Below are 26,444 nucleotides of genomic sequence, written 5' to 3' on the forward strand. Positions count from 1 at the left end.
TAGCATCTGTTAAATTTGATATGCCAGGTTGGGAATATCGAGGGGAAATGGTTCCTTTATCCCAAATTCCAAATAATGGGTCGATTATCGACTATATGAATTCCACGGGCCAAAACGCCTCATTCTCCAATAGAGAACAACTGGCCCAACGCTATGGAATATCAGATTATTCAGGCACAGCAGCTCAAAATACGGCTTTACTAAATATGCTGAGATCAGGAACTTCAGGAAGCTATTCAAGTACATCTTCATTTCGTCCGGTAAATGGGAACAATGTAACTGAAGAGGATACTACGATCTCAATTTCCAATAAAGTATATCCCGAATCAACTCCGGTTACGACCACTCCAGCGAGTGAAAGTATATTGAAAAAGGTAGGTAATTTCATATTAGGTGCTGGTGATGGAGCGCTATCAGAATTGACTAACGGAGTAATGACAAGTCCGTCTAACGATTCAGCCTCATACACTATTGGAACATCGGCCGGCGGTTTTTTTGCTGCTTTTGTAACTAGAAAAAAGCCAGCAGAGGGCACGGGAAATGGTTCTGTACCTCAAAAGCAGGGCGGTGGAAGTTATCGTTCGGATTTTGTAAATGATCATTCGTACAATAGGCACAAAAATAACCCTGATACACTTTCAACTAAAAGTAAGTCGCAATATGGAGAAAATGTTGATGTTGGAGAACTAAGACGTAATACAATGGAGAATCCAGATAAGGCTTACTCTAACTGGCCGAATCCGAATAATCCTAATCCAAACCGTATTACTAAGTATGAAAAGGAGTATGATGAAAACATCAGTACGCCTGATACACCGACAGGTAGTCATCGAGTTTTTGAAAACTTAGATGACCCTTCAAGTAGTTCGCATTTCCCATATGTACCAAGAAAATAGGTTGGTGAAAAAATGAAAAAACAATTACTCTACCATGCGTGCTTACCTGAAACTCATGAATATCATGTTCCTTTGACTCAAATAATGGAAGAGGGGATTACTCCTTTAACTAAGTCAAATTATTGGTACAGTAATGGTGGCAAAGTAAAGAAGAATATTGCTGATAAGCTAAGACCAACGAATGCACCAGATTGGCTTGATTTTAATAGTGCTATAGGAGTTAATATTGAGAAAAGTGTTTCTAAAGCATTTTGTTTTCCTGTTTTTACTGATAAGATAATGGTATTTGATTCAGAGGTATCTATGCTCATATACGACCAAGCATTTTACGACGATAATCAGTATACGTTTGAAGAAGCACTTGATTTTGATACTGGAGAAGCTATCGAGGACTTAATTCAAAAATATTGGGAAAGTATGATGACATTAGAGGATTACCTCAAAGAGATTCCTTATAAAAAACCAGAAATACTCCTTTTTCAATTAGTTCCTAGTAATTTATTACAAGTATCTGAATAACAATAGTGAACCTTGATCGGCGTAGAGCCTTTCAAGGTTTCTTTTTGGTGGGGGCTACCCAGTGCCGAAGGAACCCTTATTCAACCAATAACACATATAACCCATGTAAATACCTGAATAAAGAGTTCGTCATTTCGTTTGTACGCACACAATGCTTGAAAAGTATAACCTAAATACCGCTATACCGTTACATTGAACAGGTTGATTACGGTCAGATACCACCATAATTGACTTGTTTTTTGTTATCTTTGTTTTCCCTCGGTTTTATTCAAATTTATCGCAACTGTAGAATACGCACAGCGATATACAAGCGGCAAATTCGTAAAAAGTTTTGCCCATGGGGGAACGCATGAACAACGTAAAACTTTCCATTGATAATGCCTACCTTGAATTTCATTGGGTGGCTGTGAACTTTTACAATCACCTTGCACTTTCGTTCCGAGATTGGTTTGATGTCAAACCTGCCATACGATACTGCTATGGAATCAAAATTACAACGCTTGATAACCCTGGATGGGCTATTGACATCCGATTGGAAGGAACGCATCTAGAGGATACACGAATTTTCAAACATTTGATATTGAACGTTCTGACATTGATTGGGTTTACTGTAATGTTAGTGATAATCTATTTGATAAGGGTAGGGGAGGAAATATTTATTATTTTTCAAGAGTGGTCAACATTAAACAAAAATAACTAATGAGCTCCTAACCTAATGCCTTACGGCAACCTACACAGCCTCACCGCGCCTTAGAGTGAAAAACCAACAATATGAAGACCATTATCATGCGATGGGAGAAACAGAATGCCTCATCCTGAGACTGGAGATACACGCTATTGGCCTAGAGATATCGTGGTTAGTAATAAATGAATATTCCACAGTTCTAAAAAAGGACATCCTCCCATATCGTAGTGATAGATGAAGGAGGGGTACAGGCCATGATTGAACCCGTGAAAAACACGAATAAGCGGCAAGAAATTAAAATGCTGAATCGCAAGCTCTTGGAGATCTCCGGAGTTTTGAACGTAGAGAGCTTTGACAGTGAAGAGTTCCTCCTTGAAACGGAAATGGGCTACTTGATGATTAAAGGGCAGAATTTGCACATCAAGAACTTAAGTTTGGAACAAGGATTGGTCGCCATAGAAGGAATCATTCACGAACTAGCTTATGTGGATGGAAATACCCAGGAGAAATCCAAGGGTTTCCTTGGTAAGTTGTTTAAGTGACCTTAGGCGTCCAGTTCCATACGATCTTCATGATGTTCCTGAGCGGAATCGCCATAGGTGCGATCTTTGATGTGTTTCGTGTGCTTTCTGGCAAGCTGAGACTGCCGCGATGGACGATTCCGTTCATTGATATGGTTTATTGGATTGTGGCGACAATCCTCGTGTTCCGTCTGCTCATTTACAGTAATGAAGGACAAGTTCGTGTATTTATTTTTCTGGGGATGGGTATCGGCGTTTGTTTTTATTTCGCCTTCCTCAGCACTTGGGTCATTCGTCTAACGCTGCTTCTCATTCGAATTACGATTGCTATTTACCGTTTCTTTGCAAAAACTGTCGAATTGGTCCTCATTAAACCGATTATTGGCTTATATCGTCTAACTGTAATAATTTTAGGCTTTTTACTAGCTGTAGCTATATTCCTTTATAGAATTGTGCTACAATTGCTTTATCCTGTGTGGAGATTACTCCTCTGGATGACTCGGCCTGTGCATAAATATTTTGTTATCCCTGTTTGGTTGAAGAAACTTAAGGGTAATATCTTATTGATCATTCGCAGGTTATTCTCAAAGTAGGAGGCATTCCTATTCATGCAAGCTAAAGCAACCGTTCCAACCAAGCGCAGCAACAGTATAGGCTCGAAACGAAGACTGCGTTTTCTAATGATTTTTGTCCTATGTTTTATGAGCTGGGCTGCTGTGAACATTTGGGGGCAGTTCGCTAAGCTGCAAGAGAAGAGTAGTGTCGTAGCGAATATGGAGCAACAGCTGGTTGAGGCCAAAAAACTCAAAGAGCAAACAACGAAAGAAGTCGCTCGACTTCATAATGACGAGTATTTGGATCAAATTATTCGTCGAGATTTTCATTATAGTAAAACCGGAGAGACGCCACTGAGTGTCTCAAAGTCGCAATAAAAATCAACAAGAAGAAGAGGCTGTTGCCGTGTTGACCGTGGTTTCTGCATCGGTTATAATCGGCGTAGCCAGTGTTTTCAACATTTTAAGGGAGGAACATTTTACTTTATGGCAATTGAAGTTGGCACCAAGTTAGAGGGTAGAGTGACGGGGATTACTCACTTTGGAGCATTCGTCGAGCTTGCTGAAGGAGTTACCGGTCTTGTTCACATTTCGGAGATCGCGGACAATTATGTGAAAGACGTTAATGACCATTTAAAGCTGGATGACAAAGTATTGGTCAAAGTGATTAACGTGGACAAGGATGGCAAGATCGGATTGTCGATCAAGCAGACGGTTGACAAACCAGTTGAGGAAAGACCAGCTCGTCCTGAACGTACAGGTGGCAGCAGCTATCAAGGACGTCCAAGTGGAGATCGTCCAGGAGGCTACCAAGGCGGTCGTCCAAGTAGCGGCGGAGAACGTAGTGGTCCTCCAAGCGGTGGTCCCGGTGGTGGTGGCGGTCGTCCAGGTGGCGGCGGTGGCTTCAATCGAGGCGGCGGTGGTGGCGGTCGCGGCGGCTTTACCAAGCAGCAAGGCGGAGCTAGACCGTTTTCGTTCGAAGATAAAGTATCTCGGTTCCTTAAAGATAGTGAAGAGCGGATTTCGTCTTTGAAAAAGAACACCGAGTCCAAACGCGGTGGCCGAGGCGGAAGAAGAGACTAATAGATGCAGTAACGAACCACATTCGCTTAGGCGAGTGTGGTTTTTTTACATTTGGGGGTAAGTGAGCTTCTCCCTAATTGGGATGGTTAGTTTTCATGCTCATCGTTCGGTAAGGGACAATATCTTCTTGCAACTGGTATACCTAACCAAACTCGATTTTTGAGTTGTTCAGCAACTTCGTGAGGGTAGAGTGGCTTACCAATGTTGCATTTTCTACAACAATTTTAACTCCAAAAGACTATTTTGCAGCTTGAAGTTGTAGTTCGTACAACATTTCTAACCCATTTGTTTCGAAATCGCCAATATTTGGCCTAATTGTTGTACATTGTGCAACAACAAGGGGAGAAAGCCGGGATCTAGGCAGCAATTGTTGCACTTTTTACAACATCATTTAACCGAGCATATGGATTTCATTCATCCAGCAACCTCAACGAGCATACTTGAAGATGGATTGGGAATTAAGTCACCTTAATGTAGACTAAGATTGAATGAATCGACGGTATCTGCTGTACAGCAACCTTTCATCGGATAAGCAGGCGAATATTTTATTATATATGTCTTGAAGCGTAATGCTTCGATTCAATCTTTACAAAAGGCTCTCGACCAAGGACGGCGCAAACTTTTTTTATCCAATCGTCAAATAGTTAAAATAACGTAAAGATCAATCGACATGGAATTACGGGTATCTCCCCCATACGCAGGGCGAAAGTTCGAGGCAATCAGACTTTTGGAAACGTTTTCTATGTGGTAAATCGAGACTAGGCAAGGGCTGAGGCGTGGTGACAAAGCGAACGCGGCTTGTCGGAAATTTCTTTGAATCTATCAACTCATTCTGACAAACTTTCTGCTAGATTGTCTCTATACTAGAGAAACAAATAAGGAAAGAAATGGATGGTGTTCGAAAACATGCAGAGAAGAAGCTTAAGCGCAGTGATTGGTGGCGGTTGGTCGGGATTATGGCAGAAAGCGAAAGCAGGCGCACATAGCGCAGCCGTGGAGAATCGATTCGTACAAGCTTTTGTAGCTAAGAAGTGGTCTTTACTGCTCATCGTGATGGCTTTCTTACTTGGACGTGCGATGATTTTGGAACAGCTATCTCCATTTGCTCTAGCGTTCATTGCGGTGATTTATTTTACAAGAAGAGATATTTTACACTGGGTAGGTATTGCTGCATTTGCTGGAAGCTTACTTTCACTAAGTTCGAATACAGGTTATCTGGTTACGGAAATCATCGTGTTCTTGCTCATCCAAAAGGCACTAGAGAAATTTGAACGCTCCGACCTTTCGCTAGCGCCATTGCTAGTATTCAGCTCAACCTTGCTGGTTCAGCTCTTTGCGGAGCTGGTAGTCTCGAACCTAAGCTGGTATACACTCATGATGGTCTCCGTTGAGGCACTGCTAAGTCTAGTGCTGACGCTAATTTTTATTCAAGCTATACCTGTATTTACGCTTACCCGTAAGAACTACCATTTGAAACATGAGGAAATTATTTGTCTAATTATCTTGTTAGCTTCTGTAATGACAGGAACGGTGAGCTGGGTTGTAGGTCCAATTACCGTTGAACATGTGCTGTCCCGTTATTTGATTCTATTATTTGCGCTGGTGGGGGGAGCGCCTTTCGGAGCTTCGGTAGGTGTCATTACAGGATTAATCCTAAGTCTTGCGAATAGCAATGCGGTTTATCAAATGAGTTTACTGGCTTTCTCGGGGATGTTAGCAGGGCTTCTCAAAGATGGTAATCGATTGGCTGTTGCTTTCGGAATGCTTTTGGGGTCATCGATACTTGCTTTCTATATGGGGTCAGGGGCTGACGTGATCAACTCCACATGGGAGTCGCTTGCAGCTGTTGCACTCTTCCTGTTGACACCTCGGAGCTTGATTCTGACACTAGCTAAATATGTGCCTGGTACGCAAGAAAATCTGAAATCCCAACAGGACTACGCGAAGCGGGTTCGGGATGTTACGGCCGGACGTGTGGAACAGTTCTCTGAAGTGTTCCGCCAGCTGGCGCGTAGCTTTAAGCAGTTGACGACGGATGATGCGGTGAGCCGCAAGGAGGAGGAAGTTGGCCATTTCATGAATGCGGTTGCGCAGAAGGCTTGTGATTCCTGCTGGAAAAAGAGCCAGTGCTGGGATCAAAAATTTTATCAAACCTATACGTATATGACCGATATGATGACCCAAATTGAGATGAAGGAGAGTATGACGAAGAAGAATATTCCACCGGAATGGAGGAAGGTGTGCATTCGCACGGATCAAGTGCTGGATGTGATGAAGCAGCAATATGGCTTGTACAAGAATGATTTGCATTGGAAAAAGCAGATTATGGATAGCCGGCATCTCGTGGCTGATCAGCTTTCGGGCGTGTCCCAAGTGATGGAGGACTTGGCCAAGGAGATTAAACGGGAAGGACAGGAGCTGTTCATTCAAGAAGAGCAAATTCGTAATGCCCTGGAGGAGCTGGGCTTATCCATCCATACCATCGACATCATTTCCTTGGATGAAGGAAATATCGAAATAGAAATCATTCATCAATACACGAAGGGCTTCGATGAATGCCGGAAAATCATTGCGCCGCTCTTGAGCGAAATTATCGGCGAGAACGTCGCCGTCATGCGTGAAGAGATGCATGCGCGCGGCGAGGGTTACAGCACGGTCGTATTCGGCTCTGCCAAGGAATACGAGGTTGAAACCGGGGTCGCCGGCGCAGCCAAGGGGGGCGACCTCTTCTCGGGCGACAGCTTTTCCACGGTGGAGCTGGGCAATGGCAAGTATGCCGTGGCGCTTAGCGACGGCATGGGCAACGGCGAGCGCGCGCGTGCGGAGAGCCAGACGGCTCTGAGCATCCTGCAGCAGCTGCTGCAGTCGGGCATGGACGAGAAGCTGGCGATCAAGTCGCTGAACTCGGTGTTGATGCTGCGCTCTTCGGATGAGATGTACGCGACCGTAGATATGGCTTTGATCGACATGTACAACGCAAACACAACGTTCATGAAGATTGGCTCTACGCCTAGCTTCATTAAGCGCGGGACCGAAGTGATTTCGATATCGGCTAATAATTTGCCGGTCGGTATCTTGAGCGAGATTGACGTTGATCTGGTCTCGATTCCGCTCCAATCCGGTGATATCCTCGTCATGATGACAGATGGCATCTACGATGCACCGGGACATGCGGTAAACAAAGAGATGTGGATGAAGCGGATGATTCAGGAGATCGATACGACGATGCCGCAGGATTTTGCGGACTGTTTATTAGAAAGGATTTTCCGCCACCATCATGGCGAAATTCAAGATGATATGACCGTCGTTGTGGCACGGGTTGAGAAGAGGCAGCCTGAGTGGGCCACATTCCGCTGGCCAGGCATTACGCGAATGGAGCGTCCGAAGACGGTTAGTTAATGGAGGAATAGAAGCCATAACAGCTCATTTGCTGTTATGGCTTTTTATTTGCTGCTATTCCCTTAAGATCAAACTAGTAAATTAATACCCAAATAGGTTGCGCACAGAATTAGAAGCATGCTTAACTTATTTATAGGTTTGTTTACAAATCATGCTAAATCTAAGTTTCCTCGGAGTATCATTATTGCGTGAGATCCAAGAGAAGGCGGTGCCATTTTTGTGATTAGAAAAAAGCTATCACTGTTATTTATCGTTCTTGGGATTATCATATTTCTTTATCCAACGCTAAACGATCGTTATGAGAGCTATCAGCAGAACAAAATATTGAAACAATGGCAGGAAAATCTGCAGAATATGGATCAGACAGCCTCTGACATCGAGGAGGAAACGAATGCGGGGTTGGTCGTGCCTTCTTCCAATCCCGTGGTGGAAGCGCTGCCAGCAAGCAGCTCGCCGAGCAGTCAACCAAGCAGTCAGCCAAGCTCCTTAGCTGCAGAAATGACACCGAAGCCTGTTTCTTTGCCGCAGAAGAATATAGAGGGTGTCCTCACAATCGATAAAATTAATTTAAAGCTCCCTATTTTGACAGATGCAACCGTGAATAATTTGAAGATTTCCGTTGCTAGTATTGCCAAAACAGGCAAAGTAGGAGCTGTTGGTAACTATGCCATTGCGGGTCATCGCAACCTGACCTACGGGAAAAATTTTAATAGATTAGATGAAGTTACTGAAGGGGATTTCATAGAAGTGAATACAGGAAGCAAAACGTATATCTACAAGGTAGTGGACAAACAGTATGTCCTCCCAGAGGATGTCTGGGTGCTGAAGGGCAACGGCAAAGATCGGGAGATTACGCTAATAACTTGTCATCCTATGGAAAATCCGACTCATCGTATTGCCATTAAGGGAATCCTGGTGCAGTCTAAGGAATAAAATGTAATATTTTGTCTATCCAGAGAGACAAGCCTATGTTAAGATTGCACTATCACTATAGTGATTATAGGGATTCGGTGCGTTCCTCCGATAAAGGCAAATCTAGCGAAAACTAGAGACGCAAAACTAAAGGGCCTTCCTTAGCCGAACTAAGTTGGCAGCCAGTTACCGAAAGGGGATTTTTTTGTGTTCAAAAAGCCAATCATACGAACGATCATTGCTGCGGTTCTGTTTACTCTTGCTCCGCAAGGGATATTTGCAGCTTCTAATCCATCTATGATAGATAAAGATGCTCTCAATAAAGGAATTATCTCGGTTCATTATTCAAAAGATAAGAACACCAAAGTTCTCGTTCGAATAATGAGAGAAAATATCAAATATGACTACACCTTCGAAGAAGGGGATCAGTACCCTTTACAGCTTGGAAACGGCCAGTATAAAGTGCTGATCGGTGAGTCTATAGGAGCTAATAAATATAAAGTTGTTGCGCAAGAACAAATAGATTTGGATATGGAAGACGAGAATGCCGTATTTCTACAGTCCATTCCGTTAATCAATTGGAACAATGAATCGAAGGCGGTCGTTGAGGCTAAGCAATTAATTGGGGATAAAGAAAGTGATATCGACAAAATAAGAGCCATTTATGGCTATATCACGACACAATTTCAGTATGATTATGAGAAAGCCCAAACTGTAGCAGATAATTACGTACCTAATCTGGATATGGTCTACGCAGCGTCCAAAGGAATTTGTTATGATTTTGCAGCTACTTTTGCGGCAATGGCAAGAAGCGAGGGGATTCCAACCCGTCTGGTTATGGGGTATGAAAGCCATGCGCCGGATACTTATCATGCGTGGAATCAAGTTTTCCTAAAGGATAGTAAGGAATGGGTGACGATCGATACTACGTATGACGCTGTTCATATACAAGCGGGTGAAACAATAGATATTATAAAAAAAGATCATAATTATCAAATTTCCAAAATATATTAAAGAAATTGAAGAAACCTGTACTCAACTGAGTACAGGTTTTTTTGTGCCGTTCATGTTGAAAAAATATCAATTCCCAAGGATTTACAATACAAGTTGTATCATATAGTATTAAAATGATACGTTTTGTTTCAAGACATAAGTGGTAAATAAATAAAAATTGATTATGAATGGAGGTATGAAATTATGTTGAAGAAAAAGACGAGTATGCTGCTGATTACATTATTAATTTTTATGCAGAGTATTTACGGGATTGGCTTTTTGCCTAAGGCCAGTGCAAACACAATTTCAAACAACATTCTCGACAGTGTGACGATGGCTGTATACGACAGCTCGGGACAAGTTGTGACCGGCAATGTTTACGAGCCAAACTCCAAAGTGCAGCTAGACTATACATGGTCTTTGCCAAACGGTCATGGGTACCATAGTGGTGATACGTTTACGTTCACTCTGCCGCAGCAATTTTTGCTTTTCAACGATATCAGTGGCGGTTTGGATATGGGACCGAATCAGTTGGGAACTTTTCATGTGGATCAGGCTAGTCATCAAGTGTTGATTACTTTTAACAACTACATCGAAAGCCATGACAATGTACATGGAACGCTCACTTTCAGAACACAGTTAGATATAAGTAAACTTACGGAGAGCACAACGGTAACGATTACAATTCCGATTCAATCTGGCGAACAGATTTTCATCCTTCATCTAAAGCCCTTGGTCACTTCCACAATCGAAAAGAGAGGCATACCCTCTGGGTTTAACTCGAAAGATATTCATTGGACCGTGGATGTGAATAAGACGCTGGATTCTGTTCAGAACGCCGTGGTGACGGACCCTATTCCCATAGGTCTATCTGTTCCTGTAACTGTAGCTGTTTATGATTTAGGGGTTCATCTAGATGGAACCGTCGTACAAGGAGCATTGGTGGATAGCAGTAAGTATACAGTTAATAGAACAGGGGCAGATCTTTCTGTTCGGTTCAATGAATCTCCTATTCATACGGCTTACCGCATTCAATATACGACGCCAATAACCGATTTTGATAAAGAAACCTTTGTGAATACAGCAACGTTTGGAGGGAGTAATAAAAGTCCTGTTCAAGCCTCTGCGACAGTCCATGTAACACGTGGCAGTTCTTTGGATAAAATAGCGGAAAGCTATAGTCCAATTACGCAAATTATTGGTTGGGGAATCAAATATAATTATAATGAAAGGACAATTGCCCAGTCAGCAGCATTCCTAAAGGACTTATTCAATGATACACAAGAAATTGTTGCAGGATCCCTTCATATCTATCCCGTAACGTTCAATTCAAGTGGGAATGAGACACTGGGAAGTGAATTGCCGAGTGGGGAGTACACCGTCACAACGGAAACGGCTGCTGGCAAGAAAGGATTTAAACTGCAATTTAATCATGATATTTCATCGGCCTATAAAATTACTTATCAGACCAAGGCAAGTAATCCGGTTTTGAATAATGCGATCATTACGAATACCGTTACGTCCGGCAGCGGAGCAAGTGATTCAGCATCACGGGCTATTGAACAGGGGGCAATTTTCAAGTATCCTGGAACCGCAGATTACAAGGCCAAAACCGTATCTTGGCTTATTATCATTAACAGAGACAGTCAGTTGATGAACAATCTAGTTGTGACCGATACATTTTCGAATAAAGGATTGCGTTTCAAGCCCGATTCGTTAGTTATTAAAAAAGGAAACGTGGTCTTACCGTCGGCGAATTATATCCTTGATAGTTCTGTCGGTGCTGAGGATGGGTTCAAAGTTAAATTCACGAATGCGATCTCAGAACCAATTTCGATTGTTTACCAAACAGAATTCAATATAGATTTGATCAGTCCTCCGGGAACTACTAATTTCATGAATTCAGCTAAGGCGGATTGGATCGACAGCCCTGAGAAAACAAAGACGCAAACAGCAAATGCAACATTTATTCCGAGAAATGAAGTGAAGAACAATGGGTTCAAATATGGTGCCTACGATGCTGCTTCAAAAAAACTAGAATGGACAGTGGGAGCTAACTATAACGGCATAGCTATTGCAGATGCTATCGTACAGGATACGTTAGAGTCTAATCAAAAGTTTATTGATGATCCGCTTAAACCGCTTGATTTGCTTGCTGTATACCAAATGAACATTCAGGCAAATGGCAACCACTCACAGGGCGGGAAGATAGACCCCTCAAAATATGATTACGCAGTGGATAGCCAAAACAGGCTAGTTGTTCATTTCCATCAACCCATTTCGGAACCATTTTACATCGTTTTTAAAACGAGTCTACAAGGTCAATTGATTAACAATACTGTTTCAAATACGGCTAGAATTTTCGATGGAACTAAACAGGTTTCCGGCAACCTCAGCGCGACCCTGCCCATTCCTAAGGGCGGAGAATACGTGAGTAAAAGCGGGTGGCAAAGCGGAGATAAAATTAACTGGTCAGTCCAAATAAATTATGGTCAATCTACATTAAACGGTGCGAAAATCATCGATACACCGTCAATCAATCAACAATTAATGCCAAACTCGTTCCATTTGTTTGCAACGACCGTGGCTAGTAACGGGAATGTCATGAAGGGATCAGAATTAACGAATGGCGTGGACTACACGCTAGTTATTAATACGGATAATCAAGGCAAACAAACATTTGAGCTGAGTTTTGTCAATCAGATAACAACCGCGTATATTTTGGAATATCAATCTTTAATTAGGGCCAACGATCACGAAACGGTCATCAATAGAATCAGTCTTAGCGGCACTAACGTAACCACTATTACGGAAAAATCGACCAAGGAAATTGTGGTCGGTGTATCGGACGGATCTGGCACCGGCAGCGGAGTTCGAGGGTCATTGACGGTTATGAAAATTGACTCTGCCAACAACACTTTAGTGCTCAGCGGCGCAACCTTTGAACTGTATCGTAAATCGGGTGACACAAAAACGTTTATTGACAGGTTAACAACAGATGAAACAGGTTCTGTCATCTTTAACAATCTACTTGCAGGCGATTATGAGGTGATTGAAATAGCAGCTCCTTCTGGTTATGGAATAAATAAAGAGGATAATCCGATAACCCTTCATCCAGGAGATGAACTTTATCTCAATGTGATCAACACGAAGACAACACCAACACCAACACCAACACCAACACCAACACCAACACCAACACCAACACCAACACCGACACCGACACCGACACCAACACCAACACCAACACCAACACCAACACCATTGCCAAGTGTAACGCCAACACCTTCAACGGGGCCGGACATTCCGATTGATACGGATAATGATGTGCCCTTAGGAGGAATTCCGCCTATTACGAAGCCAGAGACCCTCCCAAAAACAGGAGAATCTAGTCATTTGTATGTGGAAATCGCAGGCATCACTTTAATCTTACTAGGTCTTATCCTAAGAAGGAGATTCACTAGGTAAATCTTCAATCTTGAGACAGTCCGCCATTATCATCGGGTGGGCTGTCTTTTTATTTCGCTGAGTTAGCTTGTGATTAGACTCTCTCATAAATGGAAAAACTAGGAGGAGAACTACTAGAGAGCTAATCTTTTCTTGGGCCAGGGAGGCATATATCATGATGAAACAGATTCTTTTAATAACAGATGGGTGTTCCAATGTAGGGGTAAGTCCGGTAATAGCAGCGGCACAAGCACATACTGAAGGCGTTACTGTGAATGTCATCGGTGTGATTGACCATGGGGAGCTGGGGGTGCTGGGCTCTGAGGAGATTCAAGAGATTGCTGCGGCAGGCGGCGGGATGAGCCGAATCGTCAATTCAGGCCAACTTTCCCAGACAGTTCAGATGATGACGCGCAAAACGGTCGCCACAACGATTCAGCACGCAGTAGGCAAGGAGCTGCAAAGTATTCTAGGCTTTAATCAATTGGAGCAGTTACCTCCAGATAAGCGCGCGGAAGTGGTTCAAGTGATTGATACCATGAGTGAAACCACCTCACTTCGCGTAGCTCTTTTAATAGATGCTAGTGCTAGTATGAAGCCAAAACATGCAGCTGTGCGTGAAGCGATTCATGATCTGTTGCTTAGTCTTAGAGCCCGCAGCGGGAAGAGTGAACTGGCAGTTTTTCACTTTCCGTCAACCAAAACTAGGGATCAGGAATTAGAAATGGATCTCAGTTGGACGAATCAGCTTGCAAATTTAGACAAGATGTTCTATAAAATAAACATGAAGGGTACAACTCCGACAGGTCCGGCGCTGCTGCAAACTTTGCAGTTCATAACGGAGAAGCCTATCTTACCAAAGACCGAGGATGGGATGCTGAGTGACTACGTGGTATGAAGACGCCTTCCGTCCGGGATCAGAAATCCAAGGGAAATGGAACGGCGGGATGTATGTGGTCGAACGTCTATTAGGTGCTGGTTCCAATGGTGTAGTGGCTCTCGTACGAAGAGGGGCAGCTAGATTTGCGCTGAAAGCAGGCCATGAGACAGTTGATCATCAATCAGAGATTAATTCCTTGCTTGCGATATCCCAGACAGAAACGTCGTTCAAGAACTTTTTAATAGATTCCGATGATATGACGATAAATGGAAAAAATGTCTCCTTCTATGTCATGCGATATATTGAGGGGATTGAAATTTCCAATTTTATACATAAACGCGGTCAAGATTGGATCTATGTGATTGGTTCCAACCTGCTTCGAAAGTTAACGGAAGTTCATAAGAGCGGCTATGTTTTCGGTGATCTGAAGATCGAGAATATGATCGTTTCCAAATTTGGCGATGTGGATCTCATTGATTTTGGGGGTGTAACTCCTAAAGGCAGAGCGATTAAGCAGTTGACTGAGGTATATGACCGCGGCTTTTGGAATATGGGGGAACGGGTTGCGGAAGAAAGCTATGATCTATTTTCATTTGCCATTTTACTATTAAAATCGCTCGATCAACGAAAACGCTTTACTGGTTTATCCAATACGCTGCCGCAAAACCGCGATTTAGATCAACTTACCGCCATTGTGCGTGAAAATTCGGTTGCTGCTCATCTCGCGCCGTTTCTTCATAAAGCATTGAGTAGTGAGTTTAATACTTCGCAAGAAGCGTATCAGTACTGGAGAACGTTGGTCTCAGGTAAGAAGAATACACAGTCAACACTCCAAATGCCATGGTTGAAAATATGCTTCGCCGCTTCTATTTTTATTTTTGGTGTAACGCTCTATGTGTACTGGTAGCATGATGGAAAGTGCAGGAATGGAAAGGAATACCCGATGGAAATCGATCTTGTTGCTAAGGTGGAAAAGCGAATTATTGACGAAAAACTCGTCGATCCAGGAGATGTGGTGGTTGTTGCGGTATCAGGAGGACCTGATTCTGTGGCGCTGCTTCATGTCCTTTTTGCCCTTGCCGAGCGTTATAGCTGGCGGCTCGTTGTTGCGCATGTGAATCATCAATTCCGCGGTGCGGAATCAGATGCGGAAGCCTTTTTCGTAGGGAAGCTTGCTGATGACCTAGGACTTTCGTGTGAAATCGGCGTCATTGATGTGCCGGCCTATATAGAGGAAACGTCACTCAATGGACAAGCCGCGGCACGTGAGAAACGCTACGAATTTCTACATCAGATCGCAGCGAAATACAGCGCTAACCGGATTGCCTTCGCTCACCATGCAGACGATCAAGCTGAAACAGTCATGATGCGGATTTTGAGAGGGACAGGCCCTTCAGGTCTGGTTGGCATGCCGGAACGCAGGCGCGAAAAAAAAGTGGAACTGATTCGTCCGTTTTTACGTATATACAAAACAGATATTGTGAATTATTGCGCTCAGCATGAAATGACGTATTGTAAGGATAGCAGCAATGAGTTGCGGAAGTATTTTCGAAACCAGATTCGGCTTGATGTGATGCCGATGCTGAAGCAGTATAATGAACAACTTCCGGAGTCACTGAATCGATTGACGGATTTGATGCGAGCTGAGGATGATTATTTGGCCAAAGAAGCCGAGCAGGTTTTTCGCCAAAAAACGACTTTCCAGCAAGCCTGCTGCCGCATAGAAAGACGTGATTTCACTGAGCTGCACGTTGCTTTACAAAGGCGTTTGATTAAATTAATATTAAACTGTCTTTGTTTGGAAAGAGATCGGTTGGATTTTAAACGAATTGAAAGTATGCGTGAGTTGATTTTAGAGGATCAGGTTTCTAATCAAGTTCTTCAGGTGGATGAACAGGTTTATATTGTGAGAGAATATGAATCTATTCAATTTCAGACCTTCGCTCCTTCTCCGAAGCCTTATGCTTATGAGGTTGGATTGGATACAAGCGAGCTGAACCTGCCGGAAGTGGAAGCCAAGCTGATCTACTCATGGGTGCCAGCTAGTTCGAAGGAGACAACTGCTTATTCCTCATCTGCAACGGACGTGTTTTTGGATCTAGATCAACTTATTTTGCCGCTTGTTGTAAGAAGCCGCAGGTCAGGAGATCGGTTTGAGCCGTATGGTTTAAATGGGTCCAAAAAAGTAAAGGATATGTTCATTGATGCCAAAATGCCGCTAAGCCGGCGTGATGTCATCCCACTGCTTGTCGATGCTTCCGGGCAAATCCTCTGGATTGCTGGCTTTCGTAGGTCCAAGCACGCTTTGGTTGGACCAGACACAGTACGTGTACTTCATATGAAGCTAGTGCTGAAGTAATATGCGTAAATTTCGTTCTTCTAGAATGTAAATTTATAAGGATTCATAATATAAACTAGGGGGTTCATCCTTGTACAGCGACATTCAAGAAGTTCTTTACAGTGAAGAACAAATTCAAGGCAAGATCAAAGAATTAGGGGAGAAACTCTCCATCGATTACGAAGGTAAGAACCCATTGGTTATCTGTGTGCTTAAGGGAGCTTTCATTTTCATGGCTGATCTTGTTAAGCAAATCAGAGTACCATTGGAACTTGATTTCATGGCTGTATCCAGCTATGGTCAATCCACGAAATCTTCTGGTGTTGTCAAGATTATTAAGGATCTTGATGTTCCCGTAGAAGGACGTCATATTCTTATCGTGGAGGACATTATCGATAGCGGTTTAACGCTGAGTTATCTGATAGATGTGCTAGAGCGACGCAATGCGAAGACGATTTCGGTCGTTGCGCTGTTTAATAAACCGGCACGCAGAACTGTGGACCTCGAACCTGAATATGCAGGTTATGTGCTTCCAGATGAGTTCGTCGTCGGATATGGTCTGGATTATGCAGAGAAGTATCGCAACCTTCCATTTATCGGCATATTGAAACCAGAGATCTATAGCAGCTAATGCCATTTCCCGCAGACTCATCAACGCTGTTATGTTGTAGTGCTTTACCGGGATGTGGTAAAATAATAAACGTGTGCCGTTTGAGAGGAGGCTCGGGATGAATCGAATTATCCGGAATACCGGCTTTTATTTACTTATATTTTTGGTTACTGTAGGTATCGTCCATTTCATTAGTACCCAAAACGAGCAAAAGGAGTTAATTACTTACGATAAATTCCGCCAAGCGGTAGTAAACAAAAATGTGGAATCCGTGACCTTAAAGTTTGATGGATACACATATTTGATTAAAGGTAAGTATATTAACCCACCAAATGGTGCTGATAAGAAGAGCTTCGAAACCCATGCTCCGTTCGAGCCTATGGTCGTTCAGTTGATTGAAGCGAATGGCGTTCCATCAGAAACTTACGAGACTATGGAACGGGATAGTGTTTGGATTAGTTTCCTAACCTCCATCATCCCATTCGTCATTATCTTCATCTTGTTTTTCTTCCTGTTAAATCAGGCTCAAGGTGGCGGCGGCAAAGTGATGAACTTCGGCAAAAGCCGTGCCCGCTTATATAATGAGGAGAAAAAGCGCGTCACATTTGAAGACGTGGCAGGTGCTGACGAAGAGAAGCAAGAATTAATCGAGGTTGTCGAATTCCTCAAAGATCCACGGAAATTCGCAGCTGTCGGTGCTAGAATTCCTAAAGGGGTTCTGCTCAACGGTCCTCCGGGAACCGGTAAAACCCTTCTTGCACGAGCTGTAGCTGGTGAAGCAGGCGTACCATTCTTCAGTATTTCGGGTTCTGACTTCGTTGAGATGTTCGTCGGTGTCGGTGCTTCCCGTGTTCGTGACTTGTTCGAGAACGCGAAGAAGAACTCACCATGTATCATTTTTATCGATGAGATCGATGCTGTAGGTCGTCAACGTGGCGCTGGTTTAGGCGGCGGACATGACGAACGCGAGCAAACGCTCAATCAATTGCTCGTAGAAATGGATGGCTTTGGCGCAAACGAAGGTATCATTATCGTTGCTGCAACGAACCGCCCAGATATCCTTGACCCAGCCTTACTGCGTCCAGGCCGTTTCGACCGTCAAATCACGGTAGATCGTCCAGACATCAAAGGCCGCGAAGCTGTACTGAAAGTACATGCTCGCAACAAACCACTTGCCAAAGACGTGAAGCTGGACGCTTTGTCTCGCTACACAACTGGATTCACAGGTGCTGATCTCGAGAATCTGTTGAACGAAGCAGCTTTGATTGCTGCCCGTCGCAACCGTAAAGATATTTCAATGGCTGAAGTCGAGGAAGCTTTTGACCGTATTATTGTAGGTACGCAGAAGAAAAGTCGGATTATCAGCGAAGCAGAGAAACGCATTGTGGCCTATCATGAAGCCGGTCACGCGATCATTGGTTATTATGCCGAGAATGCCGACATGGTGCACAAAGTGACGATCGTTCCGCGCGGACGCGCTGGCGGTTATGTCATGATGCTGCCCAAAGAAGGCGAAGATCGCATGATGCAGACGAAGAACGAATTGCTGGATAAAGTAACAGGACTCCTAGGAGGCCGCGTTTCCGAAGAATTATTTATCGGAGAGATTGGCACAGGAGCTTATAGTGACTTCCAGAAAGCAACGGGCATTGTTCGTCGCATGATTATGGAATACGGTATGAGCGATAAGCTAGGACCGATGCAGTTTGGCAGCTCGCAAGGCCAAGTGTTCTTAGGCCGCGATATCGGACATGAACAAAACTACAGTGATGCGATTGCTTATGAGATTGATCAAGAGATGCAAAACTTCATTCGCACTTGTTACGATCGTGCTCGTGCGATGCTTACGGAGCATGCGGATCAGATTCATCTCGTAGCCAAAACGCTGCTTGAGAAAGAAACACTCGATAAAGATGAAATCATCGAGCTTCTAGAGAAAGGCAAATTGAATGCAAGCGCGGATGACGAAGAAGTCAAAGTGAACATTCAAGGGCAAAGCCAATCTAGCGAAAGCAATAAATTGGAGTTAAGCAAAGATAAAGATTCCAATTCGGACCATTCCGAAGAGTAACAAGCAATAGCAACTCGTAAATCCGGTGTACACGTCAGGTGTACCCGGATTTTCTGGTTTTTTCGGCATATTTGCGCATTGACAGGGGATGTGAGAATGTGTAAATTAGTTGTAAATCTCTAATTTTATTACGATTAGATCATACTACTGTTAATCCTATTTTTAGATAGACAAGAAGTACATTTTACGTCCCAGACAGGGGAGGAAGCACCATGGAAGCTCTAGCTATTGAACGCAAAGCCGAGCAGAACCGTGAACTCAAAGAACGGTTGCTGCAGCTAAAGAAAGAACGGAATGCTATTATTCTTGCTCATTATTATCAACGTGACGAAGTTCAAGAGGTTGCCGATTTCCGGGGGGATTCCTTTCTGCTTGCGCAGAAGGCCGCGCAAACCGATGCTGATGTGATTGTATTCTGTGGCGTTCATTTCATGGGGGAAAGTGCTAAGATTCTTGCTCCTAACAAAACAGTTATTATTCCTGACGAACGTGCAGGCTGCCCGATGGCGGATATGGTGAACGTAGAAGGACTACGTGCTCTGAAACGCCAGCATCCGAATGCCAAAGTTGTTGCTTACATTAACACATCTGCTGATGTGAAATCAGAAACGGATATTTGCTGTACTTCGGCGAATGCCATCAACGTCATCAATTCCGTCGATTCAGATGAGATCATCTGGGTACCGGATAAAAATTTGGGCGACTATGTATCAAAATTCACAAGCAAAAAAGTAATTATCTGGGAAGGCTATTGCAATACGCATGATATGCTGACCGTTAAAGATGTGGAAGAAATGAGAGCTCAATACCCGAATGCTCAGTTCGTTGTTCATCCGGAGTGTCGACCAGAAGTTGTGAAACTGGGAGATTTCGTGGGTAGTACAACAGCGATTATCAAATATTGCAAAGAGTCCGAATGTAAAGAGTTTATCGTTGGAACGGAAGATGGAACGGGCTATCAGCTTCGTCTGGATAGTCCAGATAAACAGTTCCATTTTGCAACCAAATACTTGGTATGCCCGAATATGAAAGTAAACAATTTGAAGAAAATTGTGAAATGTCTTGAAACGATGCAGCCAGAGATTTATGTGCCAGAAGATGTAGCCGATAAAGCAAGATTGTCCTTAGAGCGCATGTTACAAGTAAAGTAGCATGCGCTACTCTCTTGTTTAATAGGTAGGGTACCCTCGCAAAGCATTCCTGAATTCGATTAATCCATCGGATACCTTATGCGTTGCGAGCTATTAATGGTGAAGAACAGGTGAAACGGCATGATTCCTAGATACCTCGTAGATGTAGATTTAGATTCCATTCCTCATGTACATACAGATGTTATTGTGATTGGCGCGGGCATTGCAGGTTTATTCACTGCTCTTCGCGCTAGTGAAAATAAGAAAGTGCTGATGATTACGAAGAAATCGCTCCTCGACAGCAACACACGCTATGCACAAGGCGGAATTGCTGCTGTTATATCGGACGAGGATTCACCGGAATATCATATGCAGGATACACTGATCGCGGGTGCTGGTCTTTGTTCGCCAGAGGCAGTTGACGTTCTCGTTCATGAAGGGCCTAATGGTGTTCAGGATCTCATTCGGATGGGTACCCAGTTCGATCTTGAGAACGGGGAGTTCGCTTTGACCAAAGAGGGAGCGCACAGTCAGCGCCGAATTTTGCATGCGCATGGCGACGCCACGGGCGCAGAGATTGTACGAGCTCTTTCGGAACGCACGAAGCAAGATCCGAACATTGAGATCTGGGACGATCACTTCGTGATCGACCTGATCACGCAGGACGGCGAGTGCTATGGCGTACTCGTACAGAAACCTGGCGGTCAGCGCGTGTTTGTGCGCGGCAACGCCACGATCCTTTGCTCCGGTGGTGCGGGACAGCTGTTCCGCTACACAACGAACCCAGACATCGCCACAGGCGATGGCATAGCGATTGCTCATCGCGCCGGAGCGCAAATTCAGGACGTGGAATTTATTCAATTCCACCCTACGGCGCTTTGCTACCCAGGCGCTCCGCGGTTCCTGATCTCGGAAGCGGTGCGCGGTGAAGGGGCTTATCTTCGCAATATCAAGGGGGAGCGCTTCATGGAGCGTTACCATCCCCAGCTTGAGCTAGCGCCTAGGGATGTCGTAGCCCGTGCTATTGTCGACGAGATGGAGAATTGCAAATCGACTTTCGTTTATATCGACATTACGCACGAATCCGAAGAGTTAATTAAACATCGATTCCCGACGATATATGAGTATTGCCTCAATTACGGTCTAGATATGAGTACCGACTGGATTCCGGTAGCTCCCGCGGCTCATTATATGATGGGCGGCGTCAAGACAGATCTACATGGAGAAACGATTGTCCGCCGTCTTTTCGCATGCGGGGAAGTGTCTTCTACAGGTGTACATGGCGCTAATCGTTTAGCGAGTAACTCCTTATCTGAAGCCATTGTGTTCGGTAGAAGAATTATTGAACGTATTCAAGAGCTTCCTCCTTTGGAAGGAAACATTCAAATACGAGCTGAATCAAAAGCGCCAAGAACGGAAATCTCGAATCAGGCCGTTGTCGAGAAAAAGCTTAAGCTGCAAAAGGTTATGCTGCGTTACGCAGGACTGAAACGCTCAGCCAAAGGCTTACAAAAAGGGTATGATGAATTGGCAAGACAACTCTCTATCTTCGGTTCTTTGATGACGAAACGAGAAGATTATGAGTTTGCAAATTTACTCAATTGTGCGCTTCTAACGACAACCGCTGCTTTAGCGCGCGAGGAAAGTCGTGGCGGTCATTACCGGGAAGATTTCCCTGGACGAGATGATAAGGCATGGAAGAAGCATATTGTTTTTAAGCGCGGGGAAGATAGCATCGAGGAGTGGATTTAACATGCTGGATTTAAATATGGAACTCATTCGTAAACATATTCGGCTTTGGCTGGAAGAAGATATTGGAACCGGCGATGTCACAACTCTGACAACGATCCCTTTGGAACATGCGTCCAAAGGGATTATCCACGTCAAAGAAGACGGAATTGTCTGTGGACTTCGAATCGCCCAAGAAGTTTTTGCTGTGGTCGATGCTTCTCTTCGATTTGAAACTAAAGTAGTTGAAGGATCGTCTGTTAATAAAGGGACCATACTAGCTGAAGTGGAAGGCAATACGCGCAGTATTCTGCTAGGTGAACGCTTAAGCCTGAATTTGATGCAGCGACTATCAGGAATTGCGACTAAGACTCGTGAGTTTGTCGATGCTTTAGAAGGCGTACCGACAAGACTTGTCGATACACGGAAGACGACGCCGGGTCACAGACTGCTTGAGAAGTATGCTGTACGAGTTGGTGGCGGTCATAATCACCGATTTGGACTGTACGATGCTGTAATGATTAAAGATAATCATATCAAAGGTTCGGGCGGCATCACACAAGCTGTACAAGCGGCTCGACAACAGATCCCCCACACGATGAAGATTGAGGTGGAGGTCGAGAATTTTGACCAGCTGCACGAAGCATTAGCGGCTGGAGCGGATATCATTATGCTCGATAATATGATTCCTGCGAAGATGAAAGAAGCAGTTTCCATAATTAAAAGTAAAGCACCGCATATTGTAGTAGAGGGCTCAGGTTCTGTGACACCTCAGACTATTAAAGCGATGGCGGAAACAGGCGTTGATGTGATCTCCGTTGGGCGTTTGACGTACTCGGTTGCAGCGCTTGATATCTCATTAGATCTGAATGAGCGGAAGGAGACAGCACTATGATTCTCGTTATCGATGTTGGGAATACGAACATTGTGCTCGGCCTCTACCAAGAGCGGACACTCCTACATCACTGGCGGGTTAGCACGAACCGCTCAGCGACAGTTGATGAGTATGGGATGCAGTTGCACAGCCTTTTTCAACACTCAGGCATCTCGTTTGCGCAGGTAGAAGGAGTAATTGTCTCTTCCGTTGTTCCTCCGCTTATGAATGTAATGGAAAACCTTTGCTTACACTATTTGAAAAGGACGCCATTCATCGTTGGTCCAGGCATTAAGACAGGTCTGAACGTACGTGTAGACAATCCCAAAGAGGTCGGTGCTGATCGCATTGTTAATGCTGTTGCGGCTCTTGAGCTCTACGGGGCTCCTTGTATCATTGTTGATTTCGGAACGGCCACCACATACGACTATATTGATCCCTCCCAGCAGCTAGTTGGCTGTGCGATTGCACCGGGAATCGGGATCTCAACGGAAGCCTTATATCAGAAGGCGGCGAAGCTGCCTCGCATCGAGCTGGTCAAACCGAAGAGTGTCGTCGGCCGTAATACCGTAGCGGCGATGCAGGCAGGGATTATTTTCGGATATGTAGGCCAAGTTGATGGAATTGTTGAACGTGTCATTCAAGAATTTAATGTCAATCCGACAGTTATTGCGACGGGTGGTCTTGCGGAGCTCATTTCCAGTGAATCTCGTACGATTCAGATCGTCAATCCACTGCTCACTTTGCAAGGTCTACAAATGATTTATGAGAAAAATGCATAAGCTGTTTAAGGAAAGGATTTAACATGGGCGATTACTTGATTAGAGGAACGGCGCTGGGCGGAAAAGTTCGCGCTTTTGCCGTGGAAACGACTGTCCTCACAGAAGAACTTAGCCGAAGACATCAAACCACACCAACAGCTACGGCCGCATTAGGAAGAACGGCAGCTGGAGGGCTTCTCATTGCAGCCATGCTCAAGGGAGAAGAGCATCTCATTGTTCAAGTTAAAGGCGATGGACCCATCGGGCAAATTGTGGTCGATGCGAATGCGAAAGGTGAAGTACGCGGTTATGTTGATAATCCGTTAGTCGATCCTCCCCTTAAGGAGAATGGGAAGCTTGATGTTGCTGCTGCAGTGGGAACAGATGGATTTTTGTACATAACGAAAGATTTAGGCATGAAAGAGCCATATAAAGGCAGCGTTCCTCTCATTTCAGGAGAATTGGCTGAAGATTTCACGTATTATTTTGCCATGTCTGAACAAACGCCTTCAGCTGTAGCGCTGGGAGTATTGGTCAATACGGATCACTCCATTCTGGCCTCAGGCGGATTCGTTATTCAATTGCTCCCAGGATTAACAAATGATGAAATTGGGGAAATTGAAGAGATGCTCGCTCGGATTCCATCCTTCACGAATATGCTCGGCGGGGGTTTGAATTTAGAGGAAATCCTTCAAACTATCCTTCCATCTTTCCAAAAGCTCGATCAGATGGATGTCATGTTCCGCTGTAAATGCAGCCGTGAAAGAGTTGAAACAACGCTTATTTCTTTAGGGAAAACAGAGCTGCAAGAAATTCTTGAAGATGAAGGGTTTGCTGAAGTCGTTTGTCATTTCTGCAATGAAGCTTATCGTTTCAACGAAGATGATTTGAAGCAGATGATTGAACAATAGAGCAAGCAGCATTATAGATGTAAAGAGGGAGTCAGGATGCAGAACGTGAAGCGATTGTGGGGAGTCATTATCGTGATGGCTGTAGGTAATCTCGTGCTCGCATCCTTGCTGGTCACCCATACCATAAACCAATCAGAATCAAGTCAATCACCAAAACCTGAGAAGCAGGGTGAGCAGAAGAATGATCGGGTAGTCGCCAAAATTGGAGATCGTGAGATGACCATTTTGGAGCTTCAAACGGCTCTTGAACATCATTATGGGGCCGAACTGCTGGGTCAAATGTTGGATCGTGAAGTGATACGTTTGGAAGGAAACGAGACAGGGACTTCGATTGGAAGCGCGGAGATTAACCGTGAGTTGAAACGGATGCAGCAAGGTTATGAGAGCGAGCAACAATTTTATGCATCCATGAAAAGTCAGTTAGGTTTGTCAGAGCAAGAAATTAAAGAAGATGTAACCAATAAATTGTTACTCGAGAAGCTCGCAACCAAACATATTCAGATAACGGATGCTCAGGTAGAAGACTATATGAAGACTCACGCCGATGAATTCAAGCAAATTACCGAATATAATATTCTTCAGATTATCGTGTCAACCAAGGATCAAGCGAATAAAGTCCTTGCGGAACTGGCGAAAGGAGAGAGTTTTGCGACCCTTGCCAGGGATCGTTCCCTAGATGATGCGACCAATAACTCCGGCGGTGATTTGGGTTGGATTGAAGGAGATGACCCCTTTGTTGCTGCTCCCGTTCTTGAAACGGCGAAACTCTTGAAGGTTGGAGAAGTGAGTAAGCCCGTCCCTCTGCCTCAGGGGTTCGCGATTGTGAAGCTGAAGAATCGGCGTGAAAAAGTAAATCCCGATCTTGCTTTCGTTCGTGAAAATGTGCGAAGAGAGCTGGCGCTTCATGAAGCACCGCCTCTCAAGGATTATGTGAAGCAACTTCGAGAGAAGTGGAAGGTTAGCATTCTAGACCCTCAGTTCCGGTGACATTCTGTGAAAATGTGGTTGACAACCAGTAAATGCATTGATAATATGAATATATTAATACCGACTAATTAACTCGGAAATCATCGATTATTTAACCTGGAGGGGAAAAAAGTATGGCAAGATTAGTACAAAGCATTACGGATTTGATTGGCGATACACCGCTTGTTCGTTTAAACCGCGTTGTTCCGGAAGGAAGCGCAGAGATTTATGTGAAACTCGAGTACCAAAATCCAGGTGCCAGCGTAAAAGACCGTATTGCCATCTCCATGATTGAAGTGGCTGAGCAAGAAGGTAAATTGAAGCCGGGCGATACGATTATTGAGCCAACTAGCGGTAACACAGGAATCGGAATAGCTTTAGTAGCAGCAGCAAAAGGATATAAAGCGATTCTGGTTATGCCAGAAACGATGTCTTTGGAGAGACGTAACCTGCTTCGTGCCTATGGGGCTCAGTTGGTTCTGACGCCAGGAGCAGAAGGAATGAAGGGTGCGATCAAACGTGCGGAGGAGCTTCAAGCAGAGAATCCTTCCTACTTCATCCCGCAACAATTCAAAAACCTAGCCAACGTGAAGGTTCATCGTGAAACAACAGGTCCGGAAATCGTTGAAGCGATTAATGCTCATGATGGCAAATTGGACGCATTCATTTCGGGTATCGGTACGGGCGGAACCATTACAGGCGCAGGTGGCGTGCTGAAAGAAAACTTCCCGAACATCAAGATTTATGCCGTTGAACCAGCTGCATCCCCGGTACTTTCCGGAGGCAAGCCAGGTCCTCATAAAATTCAAGGTATCGGCGCAGGCTTTGTTCCAGATATTCTGAACACAAGCATCTACGACGAAATTATTGCCGTAGAAAACGAAGATGCTTTCGAAACTTCACGCCGTGTAGCCAAAGAAGAAGGTATCCTTGGTGGTATCTCTTCAGGTGCAGCGATTTTTGCAGCACTTAAAGTTGCTAAAGAACTTGGCGCAGGCAAACGTGTAGTTGCTGTGATTCCAAGTAACGGTGAACGTTACCTTTCTACGCCACTGTATCAATTCGAAGAGCAATAAGATTACTTGCTACGAACGTGCCTCCAGCTGCTGCAGCTGGGGGCTTTTTTTCTGTGTGAGGTTGGAGTATACTAATGGACAACTAATCAT

The 26,444-nt window shown here is 44.3% G+C and carries 23 protein-coding genes and 1 riboswitch; all 23 genes read left to right on the forward strand.

Going from position 1 to position 26,444, the window contains the following annotated elements:
* The coding region (locus G519_RS51725) for a hypothetical protein (RefSeq protein ID WP_051253821.1) at positions 1 to 896 on the forward strand (896 nt) is incomplete at its 5' end.
* 12 nt (positions 897 to 908) lie between these two features.
* Entirely contained in the window at positions 909 to 1,415 is a 507-nt protein-coding gene (locus G519_RS0129805; RefSeq protein ID WP_029197775.1) for a hypothetical protein, read from the forward strand.
* A 349-nt stretch (positions 1,416 to 1,764) separates the two neighbouring features.
* Positions 1,765 to 2,115 carry an Imm53 family immunity protein gene (locus tag G519_RS0129810; protein ID WP_029197776.1) on the forward strand — a complete coding sequence of 117 codons (351 nt, stop codon included), beginning with the start codon at positions 1,765 to 1,767 and terminating at the stop codon, positions 2,113 to 2,115.
* A gap of 239 nt (positions 2,116 to 2,354) precedes the next feature.
* Positions 2,355 to 2,642, forward strand: a complete 288-nt coding sequence (gene yabP / locus G519_RS0129815) for a sporulation protein YabP (RefSeq protein ID WP_029197777.1) — start codon at positions 2,355 to 2,357, stop codon at positions 2,640 to 2,642.
* Complete coding sequence (gene yabQ / locus G519_RS0129820; RefSeq protein ID WP_029197778.1) at positions 2,639 to 3,214, forward strand: spore cortex biosynthesis protein YabQ; 576 nt, start codon at positions 2,639 to 2,641, stop codon at positions 3,212 to 3,214. The genes yabP and yabQ overlap by 4 nt, the downstream gene beginning before the upstream one ends.
* Positions 3,215 to 3,229: 15 nt before the next feature.
* On the forward strand, positions 3,230 to 3,553 hold the full coding sequence (locus G519_RS0129825) for an FtsB family cell division protein (protein ID WP_029197779.1): 324 nt from the start codon (positions 3,230 to 3,232) through the stop codon (positions 3,551 to 3,553).
* A 108-nt stretch (positions 3,554 to 3,661) separates the two neighbouring features.
* Entirely contained in the window at positions 3,662 to 4,258 is a 597-nt protein-coding gene (locus tag G519_RS0129830) for a S1 domain-containing RNA-binding protein (RefSeq protein ID WP_029197780.1), read from the forward strand.
* 906 nt (positions 4,259 to 5,164) lie between these two features.
* The gene (spoIIE, locus tag G519_RS0129835) at positions 5,165 to 7,657 is read left to right on the forward strand and encodes a stage II sporulation protein E (RefSeq protein ID WP_029197781.1); all 2,493 of its coding nucleotides are present in this window, start codon (positions 5,165 to 5,167) and stop codon (positions 7,655 to 7,657) included.
* Positions 7,658 to 7,876: 219 nt separating this feature from the next.
* Positions 7,877 to 8,590 carry a class D sortase gene (locus G519_RS0129840; protein WP_029197782.1) on the forward strand — a complete coding sequence of 238 codons (714 nt, stop codon included), beginning with the start codon at positions 7,877 to 7,879 and terminating at the stop codon, positions 8,588 to 8,590.
* 85 nt (positions 8,591 to 8,675) lie between these two features.
* A riboswitch (cyclic di-GMP riboswitch) is annotated at positions 8,676 to 8,763 on the forward strand.
* A gap of 13 nt (positions 8,764 to 8,776) precedes the next feature.
* Positions 8,777 to 9,583 (forward strand): transglutaminase-like domain-containing protein, encoded by an 807-nt coding sequence (locus G519_RS0129845; protein ID WP_029197783.1) that lies wholly within the window; start codon positions 8,777 to 8,779, stop codon positions 9,581 to 9,583.
* 183 nt (positions 9,584 to 9,766) lie between these two features.
* On the forward strand, positions 9,767 to 13,030 hold the full coding sequence (locus G519_RS0129850) for a collagen binding domain-containing protein (RefSeq protein WP_029197784.1): 3,264 nt from the start codon (positions 9,767 to 9,769) through the stop codon (positions 13,028 to 13,030).
* A 157-nt stretch (positions 13,031 to 13,187) separates the two neighbouring features.
* The gene (locus G519_RS0129855; protein ID WP_029197785.1) at positions 13,188 to 13,907 is read left to right on the forward strand and encodes a vWA domain-containing protein; all 720 of its coding nucleotides are present in this window, start codon (positions 13,188 to 13,190) and stop codon (positions 13,905 to 13,907) included.
* The gene (locus G519_RS0129860) at positions 13,891 to 14,796 is read left to right on the forward strand and encodes a protein kinase domain-containing protein (protein WP_029197786.1); all 906 of its coding nucleotides are present in this window, start codon (positions 13,891 to 13,893) and stop codon (positions 14,794 to 14,796) included. The genes G519_RS0129855 and G519_RS0129860 overlap by 17 nt, the downstream gene beginning before the upstream one ends.
* Positions 14,797 to 14,832: 36 nt before the next feature.
* Complete coding sequence (gene tilS / locus G519_RS0129865) at positions 14,833 to 16,248, forward strand: tRNA lysidine(34) synthetase TilS (RefSeq protein WP_029197787.1); 1,416 nt, start codon at positions 14,833 to 14,835, stop codon at positions 16,246 to 16,248.
* A gap of 70 nt (positions 16,249 to 16,318) precedes the next feature.
* The gene (gene hpt / locus G519_RS0129870) at positions 16,319 to 16,858 is read left to right on the forward strand and encodes a hypoxanthine phosphoribosyltransferase (protein WP_029197788.1); all 540 of its coding nucleotides are present in this window, start codon (positions 16,319 to 16,321) and stop codon (positions 16,856 to 16,858) included.
* A 97-nt stretch (positions 16,859 to 16,955) separates the two neighbouring features.
* Complete coding sequence (gene ftsH, locus G519_RS0129875; protein ID WP_029197789.1) at positions 16,956 to 18,908, forward strand: ATP-dependent zinc metalloprotease FtsH; 1,953 nt, start codon at positions 16,956 to 16,958, stop codon at positions 18,906 to 18,908.
* A 212-nt stretch (positions 18,909 to 19,120) separates the two neighbouring features.
* Complete coding sequence (nadA, locus tag G519_RS0129880) at positions 19,121 to 20,059, forward strand: quinolinate synthase NadA (protein WP_029197790.1); 939 nt, start codon at positions 19,121 to 19,123, stop codon at positions 20,057 to 20,059.
* Between the two features lie 120 nt (positions 20,060 to 20,179).
* Positions 20,180 to 21,790, forward strand: a complete 1,611-nt coding sequence (gene nadB, locus G519_RS0129885) for an L-aspartate oxidase (protein WP_029197791.1) — start codon at positions 20,180 to 20,182, stop codon at positions 21,788 to 21,790.
* A 1-nt stretch (position 21,791) separates the two neighbouring features.
* Positions 21,792 to 22,661, forward strand: a complete 870-nt coding sequence (nadC, locus tag G519_RS0129890) for a carboxylating nicotinate-nucleotide diphosphorylase (RefSeq protein WP_029197792.1) — start codon at positions 21,792 to 21,794, stop codon at positions 22,659 to 22,661.
* Positions 22,658 to 23,422, forward strand: a complete 765-nt coding sequence (locus tag G519_RS0129895; protein WP_029197793.1) for a type III pantothenate kinase — start codon at positions 22,658 to 22,660, stop codon at positions 23,420 to 23,422. Before nadC ends, G519_RS0129895 begins: the two co-directional genes overlap by 4 nt.
* A gap of 23 nt (positions 23,423 to 23,445) precedes the next feature.
* Positions 23,446 to 24,312: an Hsp33 family molecular chaperone HslO gene (hslO, locus tag G519_RS0129900; RefSeq protein ID WP_029197794.1), complete on the forward strand. Its 867-nt coding sequence runs from the start codon at positions 23,446 to 23,448 to the stop codon at positions 24,310 to 24,312.
* A 36-nt stretch (positions 24,313 to 24,348) separates the two neighbouring features.
* On the forward strand, positions 24,349 to 25,299 hold the full coding sequence (locus G519_RS0129905) for a peptidyl-prolyl cis-trans isomerase (RefSeq protein WP_029197795.1): 951 nt from the start codon (positions 24,349 to 24,351) through the stop codon (positions 25,297 to 25,299).
* A gap of 113 nt (positions 25,300 to 25,412) precedes the next feature.
* On the forward strand, positions 25,413 to 26,354 hold the full coding sequence (gene cysK, locus G519_RS0129910) for a cysteine synthase A (RefSeq protein WP_029197796.1): 942 nt from the start codon (positions 25,413 to 25,415) through the stop codon (positions 26,352 to 26,354).
* Positions 26,355 to 26,444: the final 90 nt, after the last annotated feature.

The organism is Paenibacillus alginolyticus DSM 5050 = NBRC 15375, assembly GCF_000422905.1.
Classification (GTDB): domain Bacteria; phylum Bacillota; class Bacilli; order Paenibacillales; family NBRC-103111; genus Paenibacillus_E; species Paenibacillus_E alginolyticus.